Genomic DNA, 20,010 nt, shown 5'->3' on the forward strand with positions numbered 1-20,010 from the left:
AAAGGTGTGCTTGATAATTTCAGATTTGAAACCTTTGTTGATGTGCATAGCAACATCTTTGCTGAATATCTAAGCTCCGTTATCGCAAAGCTGCCCAAAGAAAATCCAGAATACCGTTCCACAGAGGAAAGGATAGAGGAACTCTACAAGGAGTATCCCAAAGTGATGGCAGTTTTGGATACGGAAAAGCCGAGTGATTTATCCGAGCAGGAGTGTAAGGCTTTGATAGAAGTTTTGGAGCTTCGGAACAGGCTCAGCGATATGCAGCAGGAAGCAATCTATTTCAGAGGGTGCTATGACAGCGTTGGGTATCTCAAAAAGGCAGGAATTTTATAACCGAGAACGGCGGCATTGGCGTGGAGCTGATGCCGCTTTTACATAGCCGCAGAGGTGGAAAAATTCATAAAAATGTGGTATGATTTTTAAATCAGTAAGGAGGTGACAGTTTATGAGTGTTATCTTTGGAATAAAAGAAAATAACCGTATAATTATTGCAGGCGATAAGCGAGGGTCAAGTATTGACGGGAAAACTTTGTCAGATGATTTAGACAAAGTCCTTATGATAAATGACCATTTAGCTTTTTCAAGTGCAGGTAACGCAGCTATTGAAAAGGCTATTTCAATAGATTTGAACAAGGCGACAAATAAAGATTGCCTAACTACCGATGATTTACTTGATATTATAAAAGCATTTTATAAGCGAGTAGCCGATACAAATTGTGATGCTATATTAGCTTTGCCGTTCTATTTTCTCATAGCAGGTAAAGGGCGTGACGGTAATGCAAGCCTAATATCGGGAGGTAATATCAAGGGTCGTTTAGATGCAAAAGATGTTCCAATGGCTCTTTTTCCACCTGCCGATGCAAAAATGCAGGAGTGCTGCGATTGCTTTGCAAAAAATTATAAGTTGCATAATTCAGAGTTTGTAGAAAAAACAATTAAGGAAATTGCGAATATTAGTAATTTGGTAAGCCCTACGGGTAACAAATGGATTTATAATATCGCAACAGAAAAAGGGATGCTTTTTTCATTCTAAAAGAACTATATTTTACATAGCCGAGAGGTTTTCATTTGACGAAATCCCCTCGGCTTTTTCTATTTCTGGAGGTGATTTTATCCATTGAGAACTAACCGACCCTATGTGCAGATTGACCCAGATGTGCTTGAACGGGTACGCCAGATTGACCTGTTATCCTATCTGCGTGAGTTTGAGCCGAGCAATCTCGTTAAGGTCAAAGGCACAAGCAATGTGTACTGTACCGCAGAACACGACAGCTTGAAGATTTCCAACGGCAAATGGTATTGGTGGTCGAGAGGTTTCGGCGGCTATTCTGCCCTCGACTATCTCATCAAGGTCAAGGAATATGACTTCGTAGAAGCCGTGGAAATTCTCACGGGACAGACGATGGCGGACTGGAAGCCACCCCCTGCTCCCAAGAAAGATAAACCGAAAGTCCTGCTCCTGCCGCCAAAAAATAAGGATTGTAACCGAGTGATACAGTATCTTTTCGGGCGTGGTATTGACTATCAGCTCATACAGGAGTGTATCTCAGACGGCACGCTTTATGAGAGTGCCGATTATCACAATGCTGTTTTTATCGGCAAAGATGAAAGCGGAACACCGAAATATGCTGCCCTGCGAGGCACTCTCGGCAGCACTTTCAAGCAGGACGCATCGGGCAGCGACAAGCAGTATTCGTTCCGACTTCTGGCAAAGAAGCCTGCGGATACCGTGCATTTATTTGAAGCCGCCATTGATTTACTGTCCTACGCCACCTATCTAAAGTGTGAGGGAAAGGACTATAAATCGGAAAATCTGCTTTCTTTATCGGGCGTGTATCAGCCAAAGAAAGAGATGAAGGACAGCAAAATCCCCATAGCTCTCACAACTTTTTTGAGTGCCAATCCACAAATTAAGACCATAGTTCTGCATCTGGATAATGATAAGGTAGGCAGGCTTTGTACCGCTACTTTGAAGGAACTGTTGCAGAAAGACTACAAAATCGTTGATGATCCTCCGCCTGTCGGCAAGGACTTCAACGATTTTTTGTTGTCCTATCTGAAAATTGCAAGACCAAAGCTTAAGCGTGAAAGGAGTGATGTCCGTTGATTGTGTAGCAGTTTTTGCCCAGAAAGACACCGAAACCAAATCAAAATTTAATGCTGAAAGCGAGGAATGAACTATTGAAAAAGTATGATGTAACCCTTACTGCCCATTACCGAAAGACCGTTTCCGTCTATGCGGAAAGCCCCGAACAGGCAAAGGAAAAGACAAAAATTATCCTGTTCGATACCGACCTTATCAACTTTACCGATGATGGTTTTGTCTGCGGCGAAGCCGATATTACCGAGCAGAGCGAGGACGGTCTTGACGGTGCGGGCGAGAATACACTACAGGAAAATACGGATTGTTCGGACTGTCCGTACTTCTGCCCCGTGTGCGGTGAGTGTATGTATGAGGAGGACTGCGAAGAATGAGATGTCTTACCAAGCACTGAATTTGGTTAGCCAAATTCGCTTGTTAGGGGTCAGCCCCTAATACCCCGTGAGAACAGAAAGGAGTTTAAAAATGAGTGAGTTCTTATTTTTCATTATTGGCACAATGCTCGGCGGTCTGTTCGGTGTTGCGTGTATGTGTTGCTTGCAGATAAGCAGACTTTCCGAGAGAAAGGAAGTGGACAATGCGAAAAAGAAATGTGCAGATACTTTTCCGTCTGACTGAGGAGGAAGCCGAACACCTTAATGAGCTTGTGCGGAAATCGGGTCGCTCAAAAGAAGCCTTTTTAAGAGAAATGGTAAGGGGCTATCAGCTCTGCGAAAAGCCCGACCCAGAGTTCTATAAAATGATGCGTGAGCTGTCCGCCATTGGCAACCGTATCAATCAGCTTGCGGTTAAGGCAAACGCCCTCGGCTTTGTGGATACCCCGATGCTCCGTGAGGAAGCAAGGAAATGGCACGAGTTTCAGATTGACATTCGCAAAAGGTATCTGCTTCCACGCAGGTCATCGTAATGGCGGTCTGCGAGATATGGGATGTGCGTGGCAGGCTCGACCATCCAATCGACTATGCCGAAAATCCCGAAAAGACCGCCAACCCCAAATACACCGAAGACGACCTGCAGGCGATGGTCGATGTAATGGAGTACGCTACTAATAAGGATAAGACCGAGCAGCGTTTCTTTGTCACAGGTGTAAATTGTGACCCGACCACCGCCAGAGATGAAATGATGATTACCAAAGCGGGATGGAGCGACACGAGTGAGATTGTCTGCTATCACGGCTTCCAGAGCTTCAAGCACGGTGAGGTTACGCCAGAGCAGGCTCACGAGGTCGGCGTTAAACTTGCCGAGCGAATGTGGGGCGACAGATTTCAAGTCATCGTTGCCACTCACCTAAATACCGATTGCCTGCATAATCACTTTGTCGTGAACTCTGTTTCTTTTGCGGACGGTATGCACTACCACGACAACAAAGCAAATCTGCGGCTGCTCCGTCAGCGTTCCGATGAGCTTTGCCGTGAGTATGCTCTGTCTGTCATCGAACACCCAAGCGGTAAGAAAAAGCCCTACGCCCTTTACCAAGCCGAAAAGCAGGGGCGACCCACGAGGGATAATGTTGCCAGACAGGCGGTGGATGAAGCTATCAGCAAATCATTTACGCTGAAAGACTTTGACCGCCAGTTGGCAGAAATGGGCTATCGCATAAACTTTGACCCCAACCGCAAGTATTGGACGATTATAGGCAAGGGCTGGCAAAGACCCAAGCGGCTTTATAAGCTCGGAGAGGAATACACCAATGACAGGATTATGGAGCGTATCAGCGAAAATTCCTATGCTGTCAAATTCCAGAGCTTCTCAGAGCCACAGGTCAAGGTCTATCGGGTCAAAGGCTCATTGAAGAATGCCAGGAAAATCGGCGGCTTGCGTGGGCTGTATCTCCATTACTGCTACAAGCTCGGTATCCTGCCAAAAGGCAGAAAACAAAATTATGCACGGCTTCATTATCTCTTAAAGGACGACCTTATGAAGATGGAAGCCATCACACAGGAAACAAGGCTGCTTTGCCGCAATCACATTGATACGGCGGAGCAGCTTTGTTCATATAAAGGCTCTCTGGAAACGGAGATGTCTGCCCTGCTTCAGAAGCGAAAGGAGCTTTACTCCAAATCCCGCAGGACAAGCGGCGAAGAAAAGGAAGCGGTCAAGGCAGAGCTTTCCGATATTTCGGGGCGGCTGAAAATTATCCGAAAGGAGGTCAGACTGTGCGAGGGCATCGCCGCCCGTAGTGATACCCTCAAGGAAAAATTGCAGACGATACGGGCAGACGAACACGAACAGCAAAGAAAGGAGCTGATGAAGAATGAACACAGGCGGCGAAGCGGCAGAACAAATCGTCCGAATGAGCTTGGAGGGCTTTGAGGTCGCTGCCAAAATTACAGGTGCAGGTGCGAAGAACATCGCTATCCTGTTGTATTCCATTCTCAAAGAAGAAAAGAAAACCAAAGGCAAAGCAAGGCTGACGAGTATGCTCCGTTCTGGTAAGGAGCTGAAAGTCTTTACCGTCAAAAACGGCGACTTAAAGAAGTTCACGCAGGAAGCGAAAAAATACGGTGTGCTTTACTGTGTCCTCACGGACAGGAAAAACAAAGACCCCAATGCGGAGGTCGATGTCATCGCCCGTGCCGAGGACGCATCGAAAATCAGTCGTATCGTGGAACGCTTTAATCTTGCTTCGGTGGATACCGCTTCTATTGTGACGGAAGCCGAGAAATCCAAAGATGCAAAGGACGGTCAGCCAGAGCCAGATATTGGTGTGCAAGAAAAGGCGGAGAAAGACAAGCTGCTTGACGAGCTTATGGGCAAGCCTGTCCAGAAGGAGGAAAACGCCCCAAACCCCTCGGTGGCAAAGACAGAAAAATCCCCTCAGTCCGAGCCTACCTTAGAGCAGCCAAAGAAGTCCGCAGAGGGGGCTACTATGACTAAGGAGAAACCTTCTGTCAGAGAGGAACTGCGGAAAATCAAGGAGAGCCGCAAGGAGCAGGAAGCAGAGATTGGCACTTCCGACCTGGACAAAAGCGGTGCTTCCGACAGGGCGAAAAGTGCTAACAGGAAAACGGAGCATAAACAGCCCACAAGAAAGAAAAAGAAACCAAAATCCAAAGAAACGAGGTAAACAGCTATGAGTATTTACGATGTATTCAGCGGCGGCAACAGACCTTTTGATAAAGAGGAATGGGCTGCCGCAAAGCAGGCACAGCGGAAAGAAGCCTATGAGCTGATTGACAATACCTGCTCTGAAATGGTGGCAAGCGGCGACAGCTTCCGTCAGTATCTTGATGTGCAGGGTCGCTTTGACCGTTACTCCGTGGCTAACGCTATTCTGGTATCAGCACAGATGCCCGAAGCAACGCAGCTTAAAGAGTACAGCAAATGGAAAGCGAACCGTGTCTATGTGAACAAGGACGCACAGAAAATCATTATCCTTGAGCCGAGCAAGGAATACACCCGTGAGGACGGGACAAAGGGCGTCTCTTACAATGCCAAAGTGGTTTATGATATTTCCGAAACCTCGGCAAAGGACAGGCAGCAGGAACAGGAGCCGAAATCCATGCGTGAGCTTGTGTCGGCTCTGATTGATGCAAGCCCTGTACCCTGTGTTCCTGTCGGTGAGCTTGAACTGCCTGCCTATTATGACAGCTCTCAGCAGACCATTTTTGTCAAGAAGGGGCTTTCCGAGGAAGTGCTGTTCGTGAGTATGGCAAAAGAAGTGTCGGCGGCGGTCTATGACTTTAAGCACAACGAGAGCCGTGATGCTTCCGATTTCAAATCCTTCTGCGTTGCCTATATGGTAAGCTCCCGTTATGGCGTGGATACCAGAGGTTTTGACTTTTCCAGACTTCCCAGAGAGTATGCGGAAATGGATACACAGGCATTCAAAGGAGAGCTTGGCACGATGCGTGATGTTCTGGGCGAAATCCAGAGCGATATGTATAAGAGTATGGAGAAGAACAAGCCTGCAAAGAACAAAGAGCAGGAACGCTAATCGGAGGTGCAGACTATGAGAGAGAAACGATACCATATCGCACTTGATAAGTACGATAAGAATATCGTCATCAACGCCTTAAACACCCTGCGTACAAGGCAGTTACAGGAGGAACGCCCCACCGAGCCTGTTGACGAGCTGATAAGCAAGGTGGCACACGCTCCGACAAAAAAGGTTAAGGTCGTGCATTGCAGGTGCAATGAGGAACGATGACCAGAAAACGAGCCTAATCCTTTCTGTCTGCGGCATACTTCCTGTCGTATGGCTTGCCCTGCTGACAGCACCCTATGTCAGCGGCGGTCTTGTAGAGATTATCCGAGGTCTGCCCGTGGCGATGGGCAATCCGTTTGAAATAATGGTGTGTGAGGACAGCGTAAAGACTGTCCTTATTTTTTTACTTGCCTACGCTATGGGCATCGGCGTTTATTTCTCTACACGCAGGAATTACCGCAGGCGTGAGGAACACGGCTCTGCGAAATGGGGCAACGCAGGTGCTTTGAATAAGAAGTACCGAGATAAAGACCCGTCAGCCAATAAGCTCTTGACCCAGAATGTCCGTATCGGGTTGGACGGGAAAAAGCACCGTAGGAATCTGAATATTTTAGTCTGCGGCGGCTCTGGTGCGGGAAAAACGAGGTTTTTCTGCAAGCCAAATGCTATGCAGTGCAACACATCTTTTGTAATACTCGACCCAAAGGGCGAAATCGTCCGTGACATCGGCGGTCTGTTGGAAAACAAAGGCTATGAGGTGCGTGTGCTTGACCTTATTAATATGCACCGCAGCCATTGTTACAATCCCTTTGTCTATCTGCGGAACGATAACGATGTTCAGAGGTTGGTAACGAATCTGTTTAAGGCGACCACGCCGAAAGGCTCACAGTCGCAAGACCCGTTCTGGGATACGGCGGCGAGTATGCTGCTTCTGGCTCTGGTGTTCTATCTGAAATATGAAGCACCGCCAGACGAACAGAATTTCCCGATGGTTATGGAGCTGCTCCGTGCAGGCGAAGTCCGAGAGGACGATGACAGCTATGTAAGCCCTCTGGATGAGCTGTTTGACCGTCTGGAAATGGTAAACCCAGAGCATATCGCCCTAAAGTATTACAGGGATTATCACAGTGGTAGTGCAAAGACCTTAAAGAGTATCCAGATAACCCTTGCCGCAAGGCTTGAAAAATTCAATCTGGAGAGCCTTGCAGGGCTTACCGCCACCGATGAGCTTGACCTGCCAAGTCTGGGAGAAAAGAAGGTCGCTCTGTTCGCTCTGATACCAGACAACGACACGAGCTTTAACTTCCTTGTCAGTATCCTTTATACCCAGCTCTTTCAACAGCTTTTTTATCTGGCAGACCACAAGTATGGCGGAAGCCTGCCTGTGCATTGCCATTTCATAATGGACGAATTTGCGAATGTTTCATTGCCTGATGACTTTGATAAAATCCTGTCCGTTATGCGTTCCAGAGGGGTATCGGTATCCATTATCCTGCAAAATCTGGCACAGCTCAAAGCCCTTTTTGAAAAGCAATGGGAAAGCATTGTCGGCAACTGCGATGAGTTTCTGTATCTGGGCGGCAACGAGCAAAGCACCCACAAATATGTGTCAGATCTTTTGGGCAAGGAAACCATTGATACCAACACCTACGGGAAAAGCTCTGGGCGAAGTGGTAACTATTCAACAAATTATCAGATTTCGGGGCGTGAACTGATGACCCCAGACGAAGTGCGTATGCTTGATAACCGTTACGCACTTCTTTTTGTGCGTGGGGAACGCCCCGTTATGGACTTCAAGTATGACATCTTGAAGCACCCGAATGTGAAGCTGACGGCTGACGGAGGGCAACCGCCGTATATCCACGGAGAGCCTACGCAGGCTGTCGCAACTCTTGTGTTTGACAGTGATATTCCAGATAACGCCGTGAGCGTGACAGCTGTCAGCACTTCCTATGAGCTTCTGTCTGATGAGGACTTGGAAGAAATATTCAATTTATAAGGAGGATTTACCATATGAAACTTTTTAAGAAGAATGAGAACAAGAAAACCACGAAGCTGCCGATGACTGGAAAGGTTAAGAAAGGCTTCCGCTATTACTGTATGGCTGTTATGGCAATGACCTTTGTGCTTGGTACTTCCGTAACCGCCTTTGCTGCCAATGATCCTATTCAGGTAGTCAACAATCTGTCCGATTTCATTTTCGGTCTGGTGAGGGCTGTCGGTATGATTATGCTCGGCTTTGGTATCGTGCAGATTGGTCTTTCCCTCAAATCCCACGACCCGTCCCAGAGAGCTAACGGATTTTTGACCCTTGCAGGCGGCGTTGTCATTACCTTCGCAAAGGAAATCTTGACTCTTATCACAGGCTAAGATAACAGACTGACACAAAAAGATAACGGGAGCAGATCCGCCGAGTGCGGAACTCGCTCCCGTTATCTAATATCATCAAGGAGGTGGTCAAATGTCTGATAACTGGGTGGTACAGAATTTAGAGAACGCCCTAAACACTTGGAATGAGAAATTAGCCGAGATATGGCAGCTCATTACTCAATCCCCAGAGAATTTTAAGGGCGGCACGATATGGAATGTCATCGTGGATATTCACGGGGCAGTGCAGGCTATCGGACTTGCCCTGCTCGTGCTGTTCTTTGTTGTGGGTGTAATGAGAACCTGTGGAAATTTTGCAGAAGTCAAGCGACCAGAGCAGGCGTTGAAACTGTTTATCCGCTTTGCCATTGCCAAAGGTGCAGTGACCTATGGATTAGAACTGATGATGGCACTGTTTAAGATTGTGCAAGGTATGATTTCCACGATTATGAATGCCGCAGGATTTGGCTCGGCACAGCAGACGGTGTTGCCGCAGGAAATCGTGACAGCCGTTGAAGACTGCGGATTTTTTGAGAGTATCCCGCTATGGGCGGTCACGCTGATAGGCGGGCTGTTTATTACAGTGCTGTCATTCATTATGATTATGTCGGTATACGGCAGGTTTTTCAAGCTGTATATCTATACTGCCATTGCACCCGTACCCCTTTCCGCTTTTGCGGGAGAGCCGAGCCAGAGCGTTGGCAAGAGCTTCATTAAGAGCTATGCCGCCGTGTGTCTTGAAGGTGCGGTTATCGTGCTTGCCTGCATTATCTTTTCCCTGTTTGCTTCTTCTCCGCCTGTGGTCAATCCTGATGCTGCGGCGGTTACAATGGTATGGAGCTATATCGGGGAGCTTGTGTTCAATATGCTCGTCCTTGTCGGTGCGGTCAAAATGGCAGACCGTGTTGTAAGAGAAATGATGGGCTTGTAAGGGAGGTGCTATGATTGGAAGTCAAGATAAATAAGGAAATCCGTAATTATACGGAGAGTATGTTTTTTGGACTGTCCCTCAGACAGTTCATTTTTTCTGTCCTTGCCTGCGGCGTGGCGGTGGGTTTGTATTTCCTTCTCCGCCCACGGTTTGGTACGGAAACCCTCAGTTGGGTTTGTATCTTAGGTGCGTTCCCCTTTGCGGCTATGGGCTTTATCAAATACAACGGTATGACCGCAGAGCAGTTTGTCTGGGCGTGGATTAAATCGGAATTTCTGATGCCGAAAAAGCTGATGTTTCTGCCAGATAATCTCTATTACGAAACGATGAAGCCAACCATTGAAGCCTATGAAAAAGGGTTGACGACAGTACGGAAAAAGCAGAAAGGCAGGACACCGAAACCAAAGAAAACGAAAAAGAAAAAAGCGAAACGCAGCAAGGAGGTAAACAATGCTGAGAACTCTTAAAAATTTGTTCAAGCAGGACAGGGAAAAGTTTGTTGTGCCGAAGTCGGTACAGAATGTTATCCCGATTAAGACAATCTGGGAGGACGGCATATTCCTTGTAGGCAGGAACAAGTACGCAAAGACCTTTAAGTTTGAGGATATAAATTATGCCGTGGCAAGCCGTGAAGATAAGGAAACGATGTTCCTTGAGTACTCGGAGCTTCTTAATTCTCTTGACAGCGGTGCGACCACGAAAATCACTATCAACAACCGTCGCTTGAACAAAGCTGATTTTGAACAGACCATTTTAATCCCAATGGCTGATGACGGTCTGGATAAGTACCGCAAGGAATACAACAAAATGCTTCTGGATAAGGCGACAGGGGCTAATTCCATCGTACAGGATAAGTATGTAACTGTATCTGTCTGCAAGAAGAATATCGAGGAAGCCCGAAACTACTTTGCCCGTGTGGGGGCTGACCTTATCACCCACTTTAACCGTCTGGGGTCGAAGTGTGTGGAACTGGACGCAGGCGACAAGCTGCGTATCTTCCACGACTTCTACCGTACAGGAGAAGAAACAGCGTTCCACTTCGATATTACCCAGACGATGCGGAAAGGTCACGATTTCAAGGATTTTATCTGCCCCGATACCTTTGAATTTGAGAGCGACTGCTTCAGAATGGGTGACAGATATGGGCGTGTAATTTTTCTCAGAGAGTATGCGGCATATATCAAGGACAGTATGGTGGCAGAGCTTTGTGAGCTGAACAGGAATATGATGCTGTCCGTTGACATTATCCCCGTTCCCACAGATGAAGCCGTGCGGGAGGTGGAAAACCGTCTGCTTGGTGTGGAAACTAACATTACGAATTGGCAGAGGAAGCAGAACCAGAACAACAATTTTTCTGCCGTTATCCCATATGATTTGGAACAGCAGAGAAAAGAAAGCAAGGAATTTCTGGACGATTTGACGACCCGTGACCAGAGAATGATGTTTGCCGTGCTGACGATGGTGCATACGGCAGATTCCAAAGAGCAGCTCGACAATGATACAGAAGCTCTCTTGACTACCGCAAGAAAGCATTTGTGCCAGTTTGCGGTGCTGAAATATCAGCAGATGGACGGATTGAATACAGCTCTGCCATTTGGTGTACGGAAGATAGATGCCCTGCGTACCCTCACAACAGAGAGCCTTGCAGTGTTTATCCCATTCCGAGTGCAGGAAATCTACCACGAAAATGGTGTGTATTACGGTCAGAATGTCATCAGCAAAAATATGATTATCGCCAACCGCAGGCAGCTTCTTAACGGCAATTCCTTTATTCTCGGTGTGTCGGGTGCAGGAAAATCTTTTACTGCAAAGGAAGAAATGACGAATATCATTCTGACCGACCCTAATGCCGATATAATCATCATTGACCCAGAGCGTGAATATTCCCCGCTTGTTAAAGCAATGCAGGGAGAGGTTATTCATATCTCTGCGACAAGTGAAAATCACATCAATGCTATGGATATGAACTCCGATTACGGTGACGGTGCAAATCCTGTCATTCTGAAATCCGAGTTTATTTTATCCCTTTGCGAACAGCTCATTGGCGGCACGAACTTGGGAGCAAAGCAGAAATCCATTATTGACCGATGTACGGCAAGCGTGTACCGCTACTATCAGCAGGGCAACTATATGGGAACGCCGCCCACCTTGCAGGACTTCCGTGAGGAGCTGTTAAAGCAGAATGAGCCAGAAGCACAGGAAATCGCCCTTGCTATCGAATTATTTACAGATGGCTCTCTCAACACCTTTGCCAAGCATACCAATGTGGATACCCACAGCCGCCTTATCTGCTATGACATTCTGGATTTGGGTAAGCAGTTACAGCCTATCGGTATGCTTGTGGTGCTTGACAGTATCTTAAATCGTATCACGCAGAACAGAGCCAAAGGCAGAAATACCTTTATTTTCATTGATGAAATCTATTTGCTCTTTCAGCACGAATACTCTGCAAACTTCCTCTTTACCCTCTGGAAGCGTGTGCGTAAATACGGTGCGTACTGTACGGGTATTACGCAGAATGTAGACGACCTTTTGCAGAGCCATACGGCAAGGACGATGCTTGCTAACAGCGAATTTATCATTATGCTTAACCAAGCATCTACGGACAGACTTGAGCTTGCCAAGCTCCTTAATATCTCCGACCTTCAGATGAGTTATATCACGAATGTCGGTGCAGGACAGGGATTACTCAAAGTTGGCAGCTCCCTTGTGCCGTTTGTAAACAAGTTCCCACGCAATACCGAGCTTTACAAGTTGATGACGACCAAGTTCGGTGAGGTCTAAGAAAGGAGGTCTTTTATGGCTGATATTAAATTCCGTGATACGGCTCACCGTGATTTCTTTCTGGAAAATATGATGAAATGCAGAGTGAACGACTGTTATCACAGGGCATTTTTCTATGTGATGGGTATCGCTTCGGAAACGAGGGCGAACATCAACCAGATGTTCAATTTCAAGGAGGACTGCATCGAGCCAGAGGGTATGCACGGCGGCTGGCAGACAAGCGGAACAGTCAAGGTCTGCCATCTTGCTTTTAACCTTTGGAACGGGTATGCAGAGGAAGGGCGGGAACGGTATTTCACGCCAGAGGAGTTGTTTTGCTGTGAGTTTGCTCCCTACTTTATGGAGGGTATCAAGGTCAGATACCCCGAATATTGCAGGGAGCTTCCTGCTCCCAGAAAACAGACGGAAATTTCAAGATAAGAAAGGAAAAGCCTATGAAGAATTATAAATCTATTATCTGTGTTGCCGCCGCCGTGTGCCTGTTAGGTACGGCGGCTTTTTGCGGCTTCCGTATTTACCATCACTATGCACAGGTGGACGAACAGACGGAAGCCTTTGAGGAGATTGCCAAAATAGTAGAGCAAGCTCCCACGGAGGAAACCATGCCAGACGATATCCCCATTAGCGAGGGAGAAGATGTGCTTGCCAAGTATCAGGAATTGTATTTACAGAATGAGGATATGGTCGGTTGGATTTCCATTGCCGGCACGACAATCAATTATCCTGTGATGCAGAGCAGGAACAATCCGAATTTCTATCTGAAGCACAATTTTGAAAAAGAGTACAGCGACTTAGGTACGCCTTATGTGCAGGAGAATTGTGATATTGCCGAAAGTGACAATCTGGTTATCTACGGTCATCACATCAAGGGTGGCAAGATGTTTGGAGCATTGGAGGATTACAAGTCCAAGAGCTTTTATGAGGAACACAAGAGTGTTCAGTTTGATACCCTTACAGAGCAGGCAGAGTATGAAATCGTCGCTGTATTTAAGACTGTGGCGTACAGTTCTGATGGCTTTCGATACTACGACTTTGTTGATGCAGAGAATGAGGAAGAATTTAATTCCTATGTCGGGAAGTGCAAGGAACTTGCTTTGTATGATACAGGTGTGACCGCTGAATACGGCGACAGGCTCATTACCCTTTCCACCTGCGAATACTCCGCACAGAACGGCAGGCTCGTTGTAGTGGCAAAAATGGTCGGCTGATTTGAACGCAAATTCTCTGGGAAAGGAGGTTTTCTATGGCTGATATTAAAACCAGAGATGCGGTTAAAGGCACGATAAAGACCATAGATAAAGCCGCCATAGCCAGTGAGCGTATGAAGTCTGCCTATGTAGGGATAAAGGAAAAAGCGGAACAGGGATATTACGCTGATGAAAACTCTGCCACAGAATATGCTGCGGATAGGATTTCTTATGCGGCAGACCGTGTAAAAGACGAAGGTATCCACCAGTTCAATAAGCAGGGGCAAAAGGCAGTCAAGACAACGCAGAAGAATATCGGTAAGGCAAAAGATAAAATAAGCGATTTCAAGAAAAGTCGGGCTGTCAAAGCCGCAGAACAGAAAGCAGCACAGAATATGTCAGAACAACACGGCTTGCAGATCCGTCACGGGGCTGCAAGCCGTTCTTCTGCCCCCGATGTTTCCCAGACAGCAAAATCGCAGTTGATAAAGACCCGACAGCAGGGGCAAAAAATGATTAAGACCACAGCCCGAAATACAGAAAAAGCGGTGAAAGCAACTGCTAAGGGAACGGTCAAGACAACCGAAAAGGGAATTAAAACCGCACAGGCAACTTCTAAGGCGGCAATCAAAACGACGGAAACCTCGGTAAAAACAGCACAGGCAGCGGCAAAGGCTTCTGCGAAAACTGTTCAAAAGGCGGCACAGGCGGCAAAAGCCACCGCAAAGGCAACCGCCGAAGCAACCAAAGCGACGGTCAGAGCCACCATAGCTGCGGTCAAGGCGATTATTGCAGGAACAAAAGCTCTGATTTCCGCTTTAATTGCAGGTGGTTGGATTACAGTTGTGATTATTCTCATTGTTGTCCTGCTCGGCTGTGCTGTTTCCCTGTTTGGCGGCGGAAGCGGGAGCAACGCCTATACCCCTGTCAGTGCAGAGGTGGAAGCCTATGAGCCTTTGATACAGAAATATGCCAAACAGTATGGTATTCCCGAATATGTGGAGCTTATCAAGGCAGTAATGATGCAGGAATCTGGCGGGCGTGGACTTGACCCGATGCAGGCGGCGGAAGGCAGCTTTAACACAAGGTATCCACACGAGCCGAATGGGATACAAGACCCAGAATATTCGATTGAGTGCGGGGTGCAGGAATTAAAGGCTGCCCTTATCTCTGCCGAGGTGGAAAATCCGATTGATATGGAGCATATTAAATTTGCCTTGCAAGGTTACAATTTCGGTAATGGCTATATCTCGTGGGCTAAGACCAACTATGGCGGCTATTCCTATGCCAATGCGGTGGAGTTTTCTACCATGCAGGCGTCACGGTTAGGTTGGGACAGCTATGGCGACACGCAGTATCCTGCCCATGTGCTGCGGTATTATCCATACGGGCGGGCGTTCACAAGTGGCGGCAACCAGGCGATTGTGGAGGTCGCCTTGACACAGCTCGGAAATGAGGGCGGGCAGCCTTATTGGAGTTGGTACGGCTTTGAGGGGCGTGTGGAATGGTGTGCCTGCTTTGTATCTTGGTGTGCCGACCAGTGTGGTTATATCGAAAGCGGGATTATCCCGAAATTCGCAGGCTGCGTGGATGGTGCAAATTGGTTTAAGGGTAACGGACAATGGCAAGACAGAAACTACGAGCCGCAGGCAGGCGATATTATTTTCTTTGATTGGGAAGGCGACGGAGAAACCGACCATGTAGGCATTGTGGAGAAATGCGAAAACGGTGTCGTTTACACCGTGGAGGGTAATTCTGGCGATGCTTGCAGACAAAAGCAATATACGGTTGGAAGCAGCTCCATCTATGGTTACGGTGTTCCTGCCTATTAAAAATGGGCAAAAGAAAAACCAGAGGTTTATTCCTCTGGCTCTTTTGCCTTACATAGTCCGCTGACAGTTGCTTCAACTATGGACAGCTCTTTATCGTTTAGTTTGTCGAGTTCTGCGTCTAAGCGTCTGCGGACGGAACTTCTTTTGACCTCATTATCTGGGAATATGTATTCATCAACCGATACACCGAACATTGTCACAAGCTGAATGAGCAGCTCCAGACTTGGCTTTTGTCCCTCATTTTCAATCGCTTGAAGATGTCTTGGGTCATAATCTACAATACGAGCAAGCTGCTCTCTGGTCATACCTTTTGCTGTCCTTGCTTTCTTGATTGCCTGTCCTATCGGTGTAAAATCGAAGTCAAAATTATTGTTCCTTTCGTCCATTAGCTCACCACCTATTCTCTGAAAATTTTACTCTTATATTTTACAGAGATGCGGCTTCCAGTTAAACGATGTGAAATCTCTTGGCATAGGAAGTTTAATCTCTTGTAACAAGAGATTAAAGCACGCTTGACATACTTGAAACTAATTTTTTATTCGGATAAACTATAGATAAGTTTACAAAAGCGGACATGAAAAGCGAGGAAAATATGCTCGTATTCTTGTATGCTTATATATGAGGAGGTAAGTAAATGGAATGGTTGAAAAGACTTGGAGCAGCCATTGATTACATAGAGGAAAACTTAGACAAGGAAATATCCTATGATGAAGCAGCTCATATAGCTTGTTGTTCAACATATTATTTTCAACGGATTTTTTCTTATGTATCAGGAGTGTCACTATCAGAGTACATACGCCGCCGTAAAATGACACAGGCTGCATTTGAGTTACAAAGAACAGATAATAAGGTTATTGATGTTGCTCACAAATACGGGTATTCATCTCCAACATCCTTTAACCGTGCTTTTCAAAGCGTACACGGGATAGCACCTATAGCGGCAAAAAGTATGGGATGTACCTTGTGTGCATATCCATCAATCCAATTTTCTATAATAGTTTTGGGAGGCAGTGCAATGGCATATCACATTGAAGAAAAGAAAAGTATTCGCATTATAGGAATTAGAATACCTCTTGTTGAAGATGCAGAGGAAAATATGCGGAATGTTCCTGCGTTCTGGAAAAAGGCAGTATTGGATGGCAGTATCTCCAAATTAGCAGAGCTATCAAACAAAAATCCAGACGGCATTTTAGGAGTCAGCGTTTATAATAATCCAGAGGATATATATTATTATATCGCTGTTTCGAGCAACATTCCCGTGCCAGAGGGAATGGTAGAATACATGATACCAGAGGGTATGTGGGTTGTTTTTGAAAACGACGGAGTATTTAAGGAAGATGTGCAGAGTGTTTTTCGCAGATTTTTGACAGAATTTCTACCGTTTTCTGGTTATGAATATGCAGGACTTCCAGATGTTGAAATATATCCAGTCTGCAAAGGACAGCCATCCAAAGGACATTCCGAGGTGTGGATTGCAATCAAAAAAGCAAAGGAGATTTAAGTATGTATCATTTAAGATTAAAAGGCGACCATTATCAGATGGGCGTAAAAAGAGGAAACATATTTCAAAAAGCTCATATTTCCTTTCCACTCCAGTTGGATAATTTTCAATTGGAACACGGGAAACAAAGCGAAGAAATTTTAAGAAAGTTTTTCCCAGAGATATGTGAGGAAGTAAGAGGCGTAAGTGACGCCATTGGCACAGATTATCTACACTTCATTTCTTGGATGTTGTGTATGGGCTGCTGTATGTATAACTTGGAGAACAACATCCCCGTTGAGGTTAGGGGCTGTACTGCTTTTGCATATTCAAGCAATGGCAGAACAATATACGGTAGAAATAATGACTTACCACCTTATCTGCGTGAAGGAAGCAAAAGTGAAATCTATGCACCGAAAAATGGAAACAGGTTCAATATCACTACTTCCTCTTTCATTAACGGCGAAGAAGGAGTGAATGAACACGGATTTGCTGTAGCAATGACTTTTGTAATGACCGACCTTGAAAAGATAAAAGCAGGTTTCAATTCTTGCTTTATTGTAAGATATTTGCTTGAAAAGGCAGATAATACCGAACAGGCGGTTTCCCTTCTTATGGGCTTGCCAGTATCTTCTAACTGCAATATTTTACTTGCAGATAAAAAAGGCAATATGGTAGTGGTTGAATGTACGCCAATTCTCAAAAAAGTTCGGGCGGCAGAAATTTTTGAAAATGGCAGTATTGTTTGTACTGTTAATAGTTTTACATCTGATGAGATGAAACCATATGACGATGCAAAAGGAAATGATTATGACTCGCACAGGCGTTACAGGACAGTATTAGACAGCTTTTCTTCGGAACGCATAAAAGATGAATACATTGAAACTACCGAACATCTCTTAAAAGGTGATTATGGGTTTATGTGCCAATATGATGATGAGCCAGATTTTGAAACAGTTTGGAGTTCAATATTTGATTTAGACAGCTTAGTAATCTATCGTGCAGAGGGTGACCCCAGAAAAAAGAAATTTGTTACAGATAATCGGTTACATGACCTTATAAGGCGAGGATAATATGCTGAGTATAAATTCCCAATGGATTTTATGTCCTCTTTGTGGGAACAAAACCCGAAACAAAATCAGAGAAGACACAGTTTTGAAAAACTATCCTCTTTACTGCCCGAAATGTAGACAGGAAACTTTAATTGAAGTCGAGAATTTACAAGTAACCGTCATCAAAGAGCCAGACGCACAGACGCAGAGCCGATGAACTTGAGAAAGCTTTCACAGTTCATCGGCTCTGTTACTACTTTTATGCTTGATTTTATTGCCTGTCACAGGGGATAGAAGCTGTTATCTTCATTTTCTGTTCGGCAACAGCTAAACTTCTATGCAAAGGGATTGCCATAAATACTGTAATAAGTGCAGAGAGAACATCGGCAATCGGCTGTGCATATAAAATACCGTTTAATCCCCATATAAATGGAAAAATTAAGATAACGGGAATGAAGCAGATACCTTGTCGGCAAGCTCCAAGAATAAACCCTTCTTTTCCTTTTCCAAGAGCAAGGAATAAAGAGGAATATACCGTGTAGTATCCAAACAGCATAAATGTAATACCGTTTACTCTTAAAGAGGAAGCTCCAATGTGAATCATTTCTGTGTTTCCAGTTGTAAACTGTGAAACAATGGTCGTAGAAAACAGACTGAATAATAAACCTACGATCACACAAAAAATAGTTGACCATAAGATGGAAATTTTGATTGCAGTACGCAGACGATCAAATTTTTTCGCCCCATAACTGTAACCTGCAATCGGTTGAAAACCTTTGATAAAACCAAATACTGTTAAGCTGCCCATAGATATAAGACGGGTAACAACGCCCATTCCCGCTATGGCTGAATCGCCGTAATTACCAGCGGCATTGTTTATTAGAGAGATAGAAATACTTGTTAATAATTGAAATACAAGTGTCGGAACGCCAATTTTGAAAATTTCAGATAGAATTTCTTTAGAAAAGGTACAGTCCTTTATTCTAAACTGAAAAGCACTTTTTTGTCTGAAAATATAAAACAGATACACAAGAGTAGATACTACCTGAGAAATTGCTGTGGCAATAGCAGCTCCTGCAACACCAAAATTAAAAGTGTATATAAATAATGGATCTAACCCGATATTGAGGACTGCACCTAACAACAAGGCACACATTGTAGTTTTTGCTGCTCCTTCACTTGTCACGATATTGTTCATTGTGACATTAAAAACATTGAAAATGCAAGAAACAATGTAAATACCGGCATAGGTAGCCGCATAAGGAAGGACACTTTCTGTTGCACCTAAAAGTCTTAGAATGGGGTTCAAAAAGAGGATTGATAAAACAATCATAATTGCACCGACAACAAGACTGCTATATAGTGCAGTGCTTGCCACTTTGTTTGCCTGATCCTTATTTCTTTGTCCTAACAGTCGAGAAATGTAGGATGCTGCCCCATTGCCAAAAAGTAATCCTAAGCCGACGACTACTTGACCGAGAGGATACACAACCGAGATGGCAGCCATTTGACTTTCGCCTAAGCCACCTACAAAATAGGCATCAACAAGATTGTACAAGGCGTTGATGAGCATACCAATCATTGTTGGAATACCCATAGCTAAAAGGGCTTTTGGAATTGGAGCATTGCCCAATAACTCCAATTTTCTGTTTTGATTGTCCATAGTGTTCTTTCTCCTTTCACTTGACAAATAGAATAAAATATACTACTATAAATTATAGCAGTTGAAACGCAAGTGGTATTCTACTATAATTTATAGTAGTTGTCAAGAGAGTAAAGGAGGAAATTGATATGGCGACCATTGACTTAATTGTTTTGGGAATGTTAAAGAAAGAACCTCTGAGTGCGTATGACCTTCAAAAGTTGGTAGAGTACCGCAATATTTCAAAATGGGTAAAAATTAGTACCCCGTCTATTTATAAAAAGGTTATCCAGTTGGAGGAAAAAGGATATATTTCAAGTCATATAGAAAAAGAGGGTAAAATGCCAGAAAAATCAGTGTATTCTTTAACTGAAAAAGGGAAACAGCAGTTTGAAAAATTGATGCTTGAAATATCCTGTAAGCCGATAAACATTTTTTTGGATTTTAATGCTGTCATTGTAAATCTGGACAGTATGTCCAGAGAAAGACAGCAAGAATGTCTGGATAATATTGAGAGCAGTATGGAGGTATTGAAAAAATATCTGGAAGAAAATATTGCTTTGAAAAAGAGTAAAGAAGATATTCCTGTTACGGGTATGGCAGTTTTACGGCAACAATACACATTGGCAGAGGCAATAGAGGAGTGGATTGCTTCATTAAAAAAAGAAATCAATTCGTAAAAGTGCATGGTAGGAACAAAAGA

Annotated in this window: 24 protein-coding genes; 22 read left to right on the forward strand and 2 right to left on the reverse strand. The window is 45.0% G+C overall.

The window, feature by feature from the left end; genetic code table 11:
* Positions 1 to 6 precede the first annotated feature (6 nt).
* From DW025_RS06140 to DW025_RS06225, 18 genes are all read left to right on the forward strand, one after another.
* Positions 7 to 336 carry a DUF6664 family protein gene (locus DW025_RS06140; RefSeq protein ID WP_025577656.1) on the forward strand — a complete coding sequence of 110 codons (330 nt, stop codon included), beginning with the start codon at positions 7 to 9 and terminating at the stop codon, positions 334 to 336.
* Between the two features lie 112 nt (positions 337 to 448).
* Complete coding sequence (locus tag DW025_RS06145; RefSeq protein ID WP_015560128.1) at positions 449 to 1,036, forward strand: proteasome subunit; 588 nt, start codon at positions 449 to 451, stop codon at positions 1,034 to 1,036.
* 84 nt (positions 1,037 to 1,120) lie between these two features.
* Positions 1,121 to 2,110: a DUF3991 and TOPRIM domain-containing protein gene (locus DW025_RS06150; RefSeq protein WP_025577659.1), complete on the forward strand. Its 990-nt coding sequence runs from the start codon at positions 1,121 to 1,123 to the stop codon at positions 2,108 to 2,110.
* Between the two features lie 74 nt (positions 2,111 to 2,184).
* Entirely contained in the window at positions 2,185 to 2,478 is a 294-nt protein-coding gene (locus DW025_RS06155; protein WP_025577661.1) for a hypothetical protein, read from the forward strand.
* Positions 2,479 to 2,569: 91 nt separating this feature from the next.
* Entirely contained in the window at positions 2,570 to 2,722 is a 153-nt protein-coding gene (locus tag DW025_RS06160; protein WP_081703190.1) for a DUF3789 domain-containing protein, read from the forward strand.
* Positions 2,682 to 3,011: a plasmid mobilization protein gene (locus tag DW025_RS06165; RefSeq protein ID WP_008703437.1), complete on the forward strand. Its 330-nt coding sequence runs from the start codon at positions 2,682 to 2,684 to the stop codon at positions 3,009 to 3,011. Before DW025_RS06160 ends, DW025_RS06165 begins: the two co-directional genes overlap by 41 nt.
* Positions 3,011 to 4,417, forward strand: a complete 1,407-nt coding sequence (locus DW025_RS06170; RefSeq protein ID WP_025577665.1) for a relaxase/mobilization nuclease domain-containing protein — start codon at positions 3,011 to 3,013, stop codon at positions 4,415 to 4,417. The genes DW025_RS06165 and DW025_RS06170 overlap by 1 nt, the downstream gene beginning before the upstream one ends.
* Positions 4,359 to 5,171 carry a PcfB family protein gene (locus tag DW025_RS06175; RefSeq protein WP_029676847.1) on the forward strand — a complete coding sequence of 271 codons (813 nt, stop codon included), beginning with the start codon at positions 4,359 to 4,361 and terminating at the stop codon, positions 5,169 to 5,171. Before DW025_RS06170 ends, DW025_RS06175 begins: the two co-directional genes overlap by 59 nt.
* A gap of 6 nt (positions 5,172 to 5,177) precedes the next feature.
* Positions 5,178 to 6,041, forward strand: coding sequence for a hypothetical protein (locus DW025_RS06180; RefSeq protein ID WP_025577671.1), 864 nt, complete (start codon positions 5,178 to 5,180; stop codon positions 6,039 to 6,041).
* 15 nt (positions 6,042 to 6,056) lie between these two features.
* Entirely contained in the window at positions 6,057 to 6,254 is a 198-nt protein-coding gene (locus tag DW025_RS06185; protein WP_025577673.1) for a hypothetical protein, read from the forward strand.
* The gene (locus DW025_RS06190) at positions 6,241 to 8,031 is read left to right on the forward strand and encodes a VirD4-like conjugal transfer protein, CD1115 family (RefSeq protein ID WP_119999179.1); all 1,791 of its coding nucleotides are present in this window, start codon (positions 6,241 to 6,243) and stop codon (positions 8,029 to 8,031) included. The genes DW025_RS06185 and DW025_RS06190 overlap by 14 nt, the downstream gene beginning before the upstream one ends.
* A gap of 14 nt (positions 8,032 to 8,045) precedes the next feature.
* Positions 8,046 to 8,402, forward strand: coding sequence for a hypothetical protein (locus tag DW025_RS06195; protein ID WP_015560134.1), 357 nt, complete (start codon positions 8,046 to 8,048; stop codon positions 8,400 to 8,402).
* Positions 8,403 to 8,493: 91 nt separating this feature from the next.
* Positions 8,494 to 9,330: a hypothetical protein gene (locus DW025_RS06200; RefSeq protein WP_008703427.1), complete on the forward strand. Its 837-nt coding sequence runs from the start codon at positions 8,494 to 8,496 to the stop codon at positions 9,328 to 9,330.
* 14 nt (positions 9,331 to 9,344) lie between these two features.
* Positions 9,345 to 9,797 (forward strand): PrgI family protein, encoded by a 453-nt coding sequence (locus DW025_RS06205; RefSeq protein ID WP_119999181.1) that lies wholly within the window; start codon positions 9,345 to 9,347, stop codon positions 9,795 to 9,797.
* On the forward strand, positions 9,781 to 12,114 hold the full coding sequence (locus tag DW025_RS06210; protein WP_119999183.1) for a VirB4-like conjugal transfer ATPase, CD1110 family: 2,334 nt from the start codon (positions 9,781 to 9,783) through the stop codon (positions 12,112 to 12,114). The genes DW025_RS06205 and DW025_RS06210 overlap by 17 nt, the downstream gene beginning before the upstream one ends.
* A 15-nt stretch (positions 12,115 to 12,129) precedes the next feature.
* On the forward strand, positions 12,130 to 12,534 hold the full coding sequence (locus DW025_RS06215) for a DUF6075 family protein (RefSeq protein WP_015560136.1): 405 nt from the start codon (positions 12,130 to 12,132) through the stop codon (positions 12,532 to 12,534).
* A gap of 14 nt (positions 12,535 to 12,548) precedes the next feature.
* A complete protein-coding gene (gene srtB, locus DW025_RS06220; RefSeq protein WP_117867392.1) occupies positions 12,549 to 13,322 on the forward strand; it encodes a class B sortase in 774 nt (257 codons plus the stop codon).
* 35 nt (positions 13,323 to 13,357) lie between these two features.
* Positions 13,358 to 15,133, forward strand: coding sequence for a lysozyme family protein (locus DW025_RS06225; protein ID WP_119999185.1), 1,776 nt, complete (start codon positions 13,358 to 13,360; stop codon positions 15,131 to 15,133).
* Positions 15,134 to 15,159: 26 nt separating this feature from the next.
* On the opposite strand, the gene DW025_RS06230 is transcribed toward DW025_RS06225, so the two are convergent.
* Positions 15,160 to 15,519, reverse strand: a complete 360-nt coding sequence (locus tag DW025_RS06230) for a helix-turn-helix transcriptional regulator (RefSeq protein ID WP_119999187.1) — start codon at positions 15,517 to 15,519, stop codon at positions 15,160 to 15,162.
* Positions 15,520 to 15,767: 248 nt separating this feature from the next.
* On the opposite strand from DW025_RS06230, the gene DW025_RS06235 reads away from it, so the two are divergent.
* From DW025_RS06235 to DW025_RS06245, 3 genes are read left to right on the forward strand one after another with little or no spacing between them, the layout of a single operon-like run.
* Complete coding sequence (locus DW025_RS06235) at positions 15,768 to 16,634, forward strand: AraC family transcriptional regulator (protein ID WP_025577687.1); 867 nt, start codon at positions 15,768 to 15,770, stop codon at positions 16,632 to 16,634.
* A 2-nt stretch (positions 16,635 to 16,636) separates the two neighbouring features.
* Positions 16,637 to 17,686 (forward strand): acyl-CoA--6-aminopenicillanic acid acyl-transferase, encoded by a 1,050-nt coding sequence (locus tag DW025_RS06240; RefSeq protein ID WP_025577688.1) that lies wholly within the window; start codon positions 16,637 to 16,639, stop codon positions 17,684 to 17,686.
* A 1-nt stretch (position 17,687) separates the two neighbouring features.
* Positions 17,688 to 17,882 (forward strand): cysteine-rich KTR domain-containing protein, encoded by a 195-nt coding sequence (locus DW025_RS06245; RefSeq protein ID WP_081703188.1) that lies wholly within the window; start codon positions 17,688 to 17,690, stop codon positions 17,880 to 17,882.
* Between the two features lie 54 nt (positions 17,883 to 17,936).
* Here the strand turns inward: DW025_RS06245 and DW025_RS06250 are convergent, their stop codons facing one another.
* Positions 17,937 to 19,328, reverse strand: coding sequence for an MATE family efflux transporter (locus DW025_RS06250; RefSeq protein WP_025577690.1), 1,392 nt, complete (start codon positions 19,326 to 19,328; stop codon positions 17,937 to 17,939).
* 128 nt (positions 19,329 to 19,456) lie between these two features.
* Between DW025_RS06250 and DW025_RS06255 the strand changes: the two genes are divergently transcribed.
* Positions 19,457 to 19,987: a PadR family transcriptional regulator gene (locus DW025_RS06255; RefSeq protein WP_009320282.1), complete on the forward strand. Its 531-nt coding sequence runs from the start codon at positions 19,457 to 19,459 to the stop codon at positions 19,985 to 19,987.
* Positions 19,988 to 20,010: the final 23 nt, after the last annotated feature.

The organism is Coprococcus sp. AF38-1 (assembly GCF_003603945.1).
GTDB classification, from domain to species: Bacteria; Bacillota; Clostridia; order Lachnospirales; family Lachnospiraceae; genus Coprococcus; species Coprococcus aceti.

Coding starts and splice junctions, on each gene's coding strand:
- DW025_RS06145 (WP_015560128.1), top strand. CDS start 449: ATGAGTGTTATCTTTGGAATAAAAGAAAATAACCGTATAATTATTGCA.
- DW025_RS06160 (WP_081703190.1), top strand. CDS start 2,570: ATGAGTGAGTTCTTATTTTTCATTATTGGCACAATGCTCGGCGGTCTG.
- DW025_RS06165 (WP_008703437.1), top strand. CDS start 2,682: ATGCGAAAAAGAAATGTGCAGATACTTTTCCGTCTGACTGAGGAGGAA.
- DW025_RS06170 (WP_025577665.1), top strand. CDS start 3,011: ATGGCGGTCTGCGAGATATGGGATGTGCGTGGCAGGCTCGACCATCCA.
- DW025_RS06175 (WP_029676847.1), top strand. CDS start 4,359: ATGAACACAGGCGGCGAAGCGGCAGAACAAATCGTCCGAATGAGCTTG.
- DW025_RS06180 (WP_025577671.1), top strand. CDS start 5,178: ATGAGTATTTACGATGTATTCAGCGGCGGCAACAGACCTTTTGATAAA.
- DW025_RS06185 (WP_025577673.1), top strand. CDS start 6,057: ATGAGAGAGAAACGATACCATATCGCACTTGATAAGTACGATAAGAAT.
- DW025_RS06190 (WP_119999179.1), top strand. CDS start 6,241: ATGAGGAACGATGACCAGAAAACGAGCCTAATCCTTTCTGTCTGCGGC.
- DW025_RS06195 (WP_015560134.1), top strand. CDS start 8,046: ATGAAACTTTTTAAGAAGAATGAGAACAAGAAAACCACGAAGCTGCCG.
- DW025_RS06200 (WP_008703427.1), top strand. CDS start 8,494: ATGTCTGATAACTGGGTGGTACAGAATTTAGAGAACGCCCTAAACACT.
- DW025_RS06210 (WP_119999183.1), top strand. CDS start 9,781: ATGCTGAGAACTCTTAAAAATTTGTTCAAGCAGGACAGGGAAAAGTTT.
- DW025_RS06215 (WP_015560136.1), top strand. CDS start 12,130: ATGGCTGATATTAAATTCCGTGATACGGCTCACCGTGATTTCTTTCTG.
- srtB (WP_117867392.1), top strand. CDS start 12,549: ATGAAGAATTATAAATCTATTATCTGTGTTGCCGCCGCCGTGTGCCTG.
- DW025_RS06225 (WP_119999185.1), top strand. CDS start 13,358: ATGGCTGATATTAAAACCAGAGATGCGGTTAAAGGCACGATAAAGACC.
- DW025_RS06230 (WP_119999187.1), bottom strand. CDS start 15,519: ATGGACGAAAGGAACAATAATTTTGACTTCGATTTTACACCGATAGGA.
- DW025_RS06235 (WP_025577687.1), top strand. CDS start 15,768: ATGGAATGGTTGAAAAGACTTGGAGCAGCCATTGATTACATAGAGGAA.
- DW025_RS06240 (WP_025577688.1), top strand. CDS start 16,637: ATGTATCATTTAAGATTAAAAGGCGACCATTATCAGATGGGCGTAAAA.
- DW025_RS06245 (WP_081703188.1), top strand. CDS start 17,688: ATGCTGAGTATAAATTCCCAATGGATTTTATGTCCTCTTTGTGGGAAC.
- DW025_RS06250 (WP_025577690.1), bottom strand. CDS start 19,328: ATGGACAATCAAAACAGAAAATTGGAGTTATTGGGCAATGCTCCAATT.
- DW025_RS06255 (WP_009320282.1), top strand. CDS start 19,457: ATGGCGACCATTGACTTAATTGTTTTGGGAATGTTAAAGAAAGAACCT.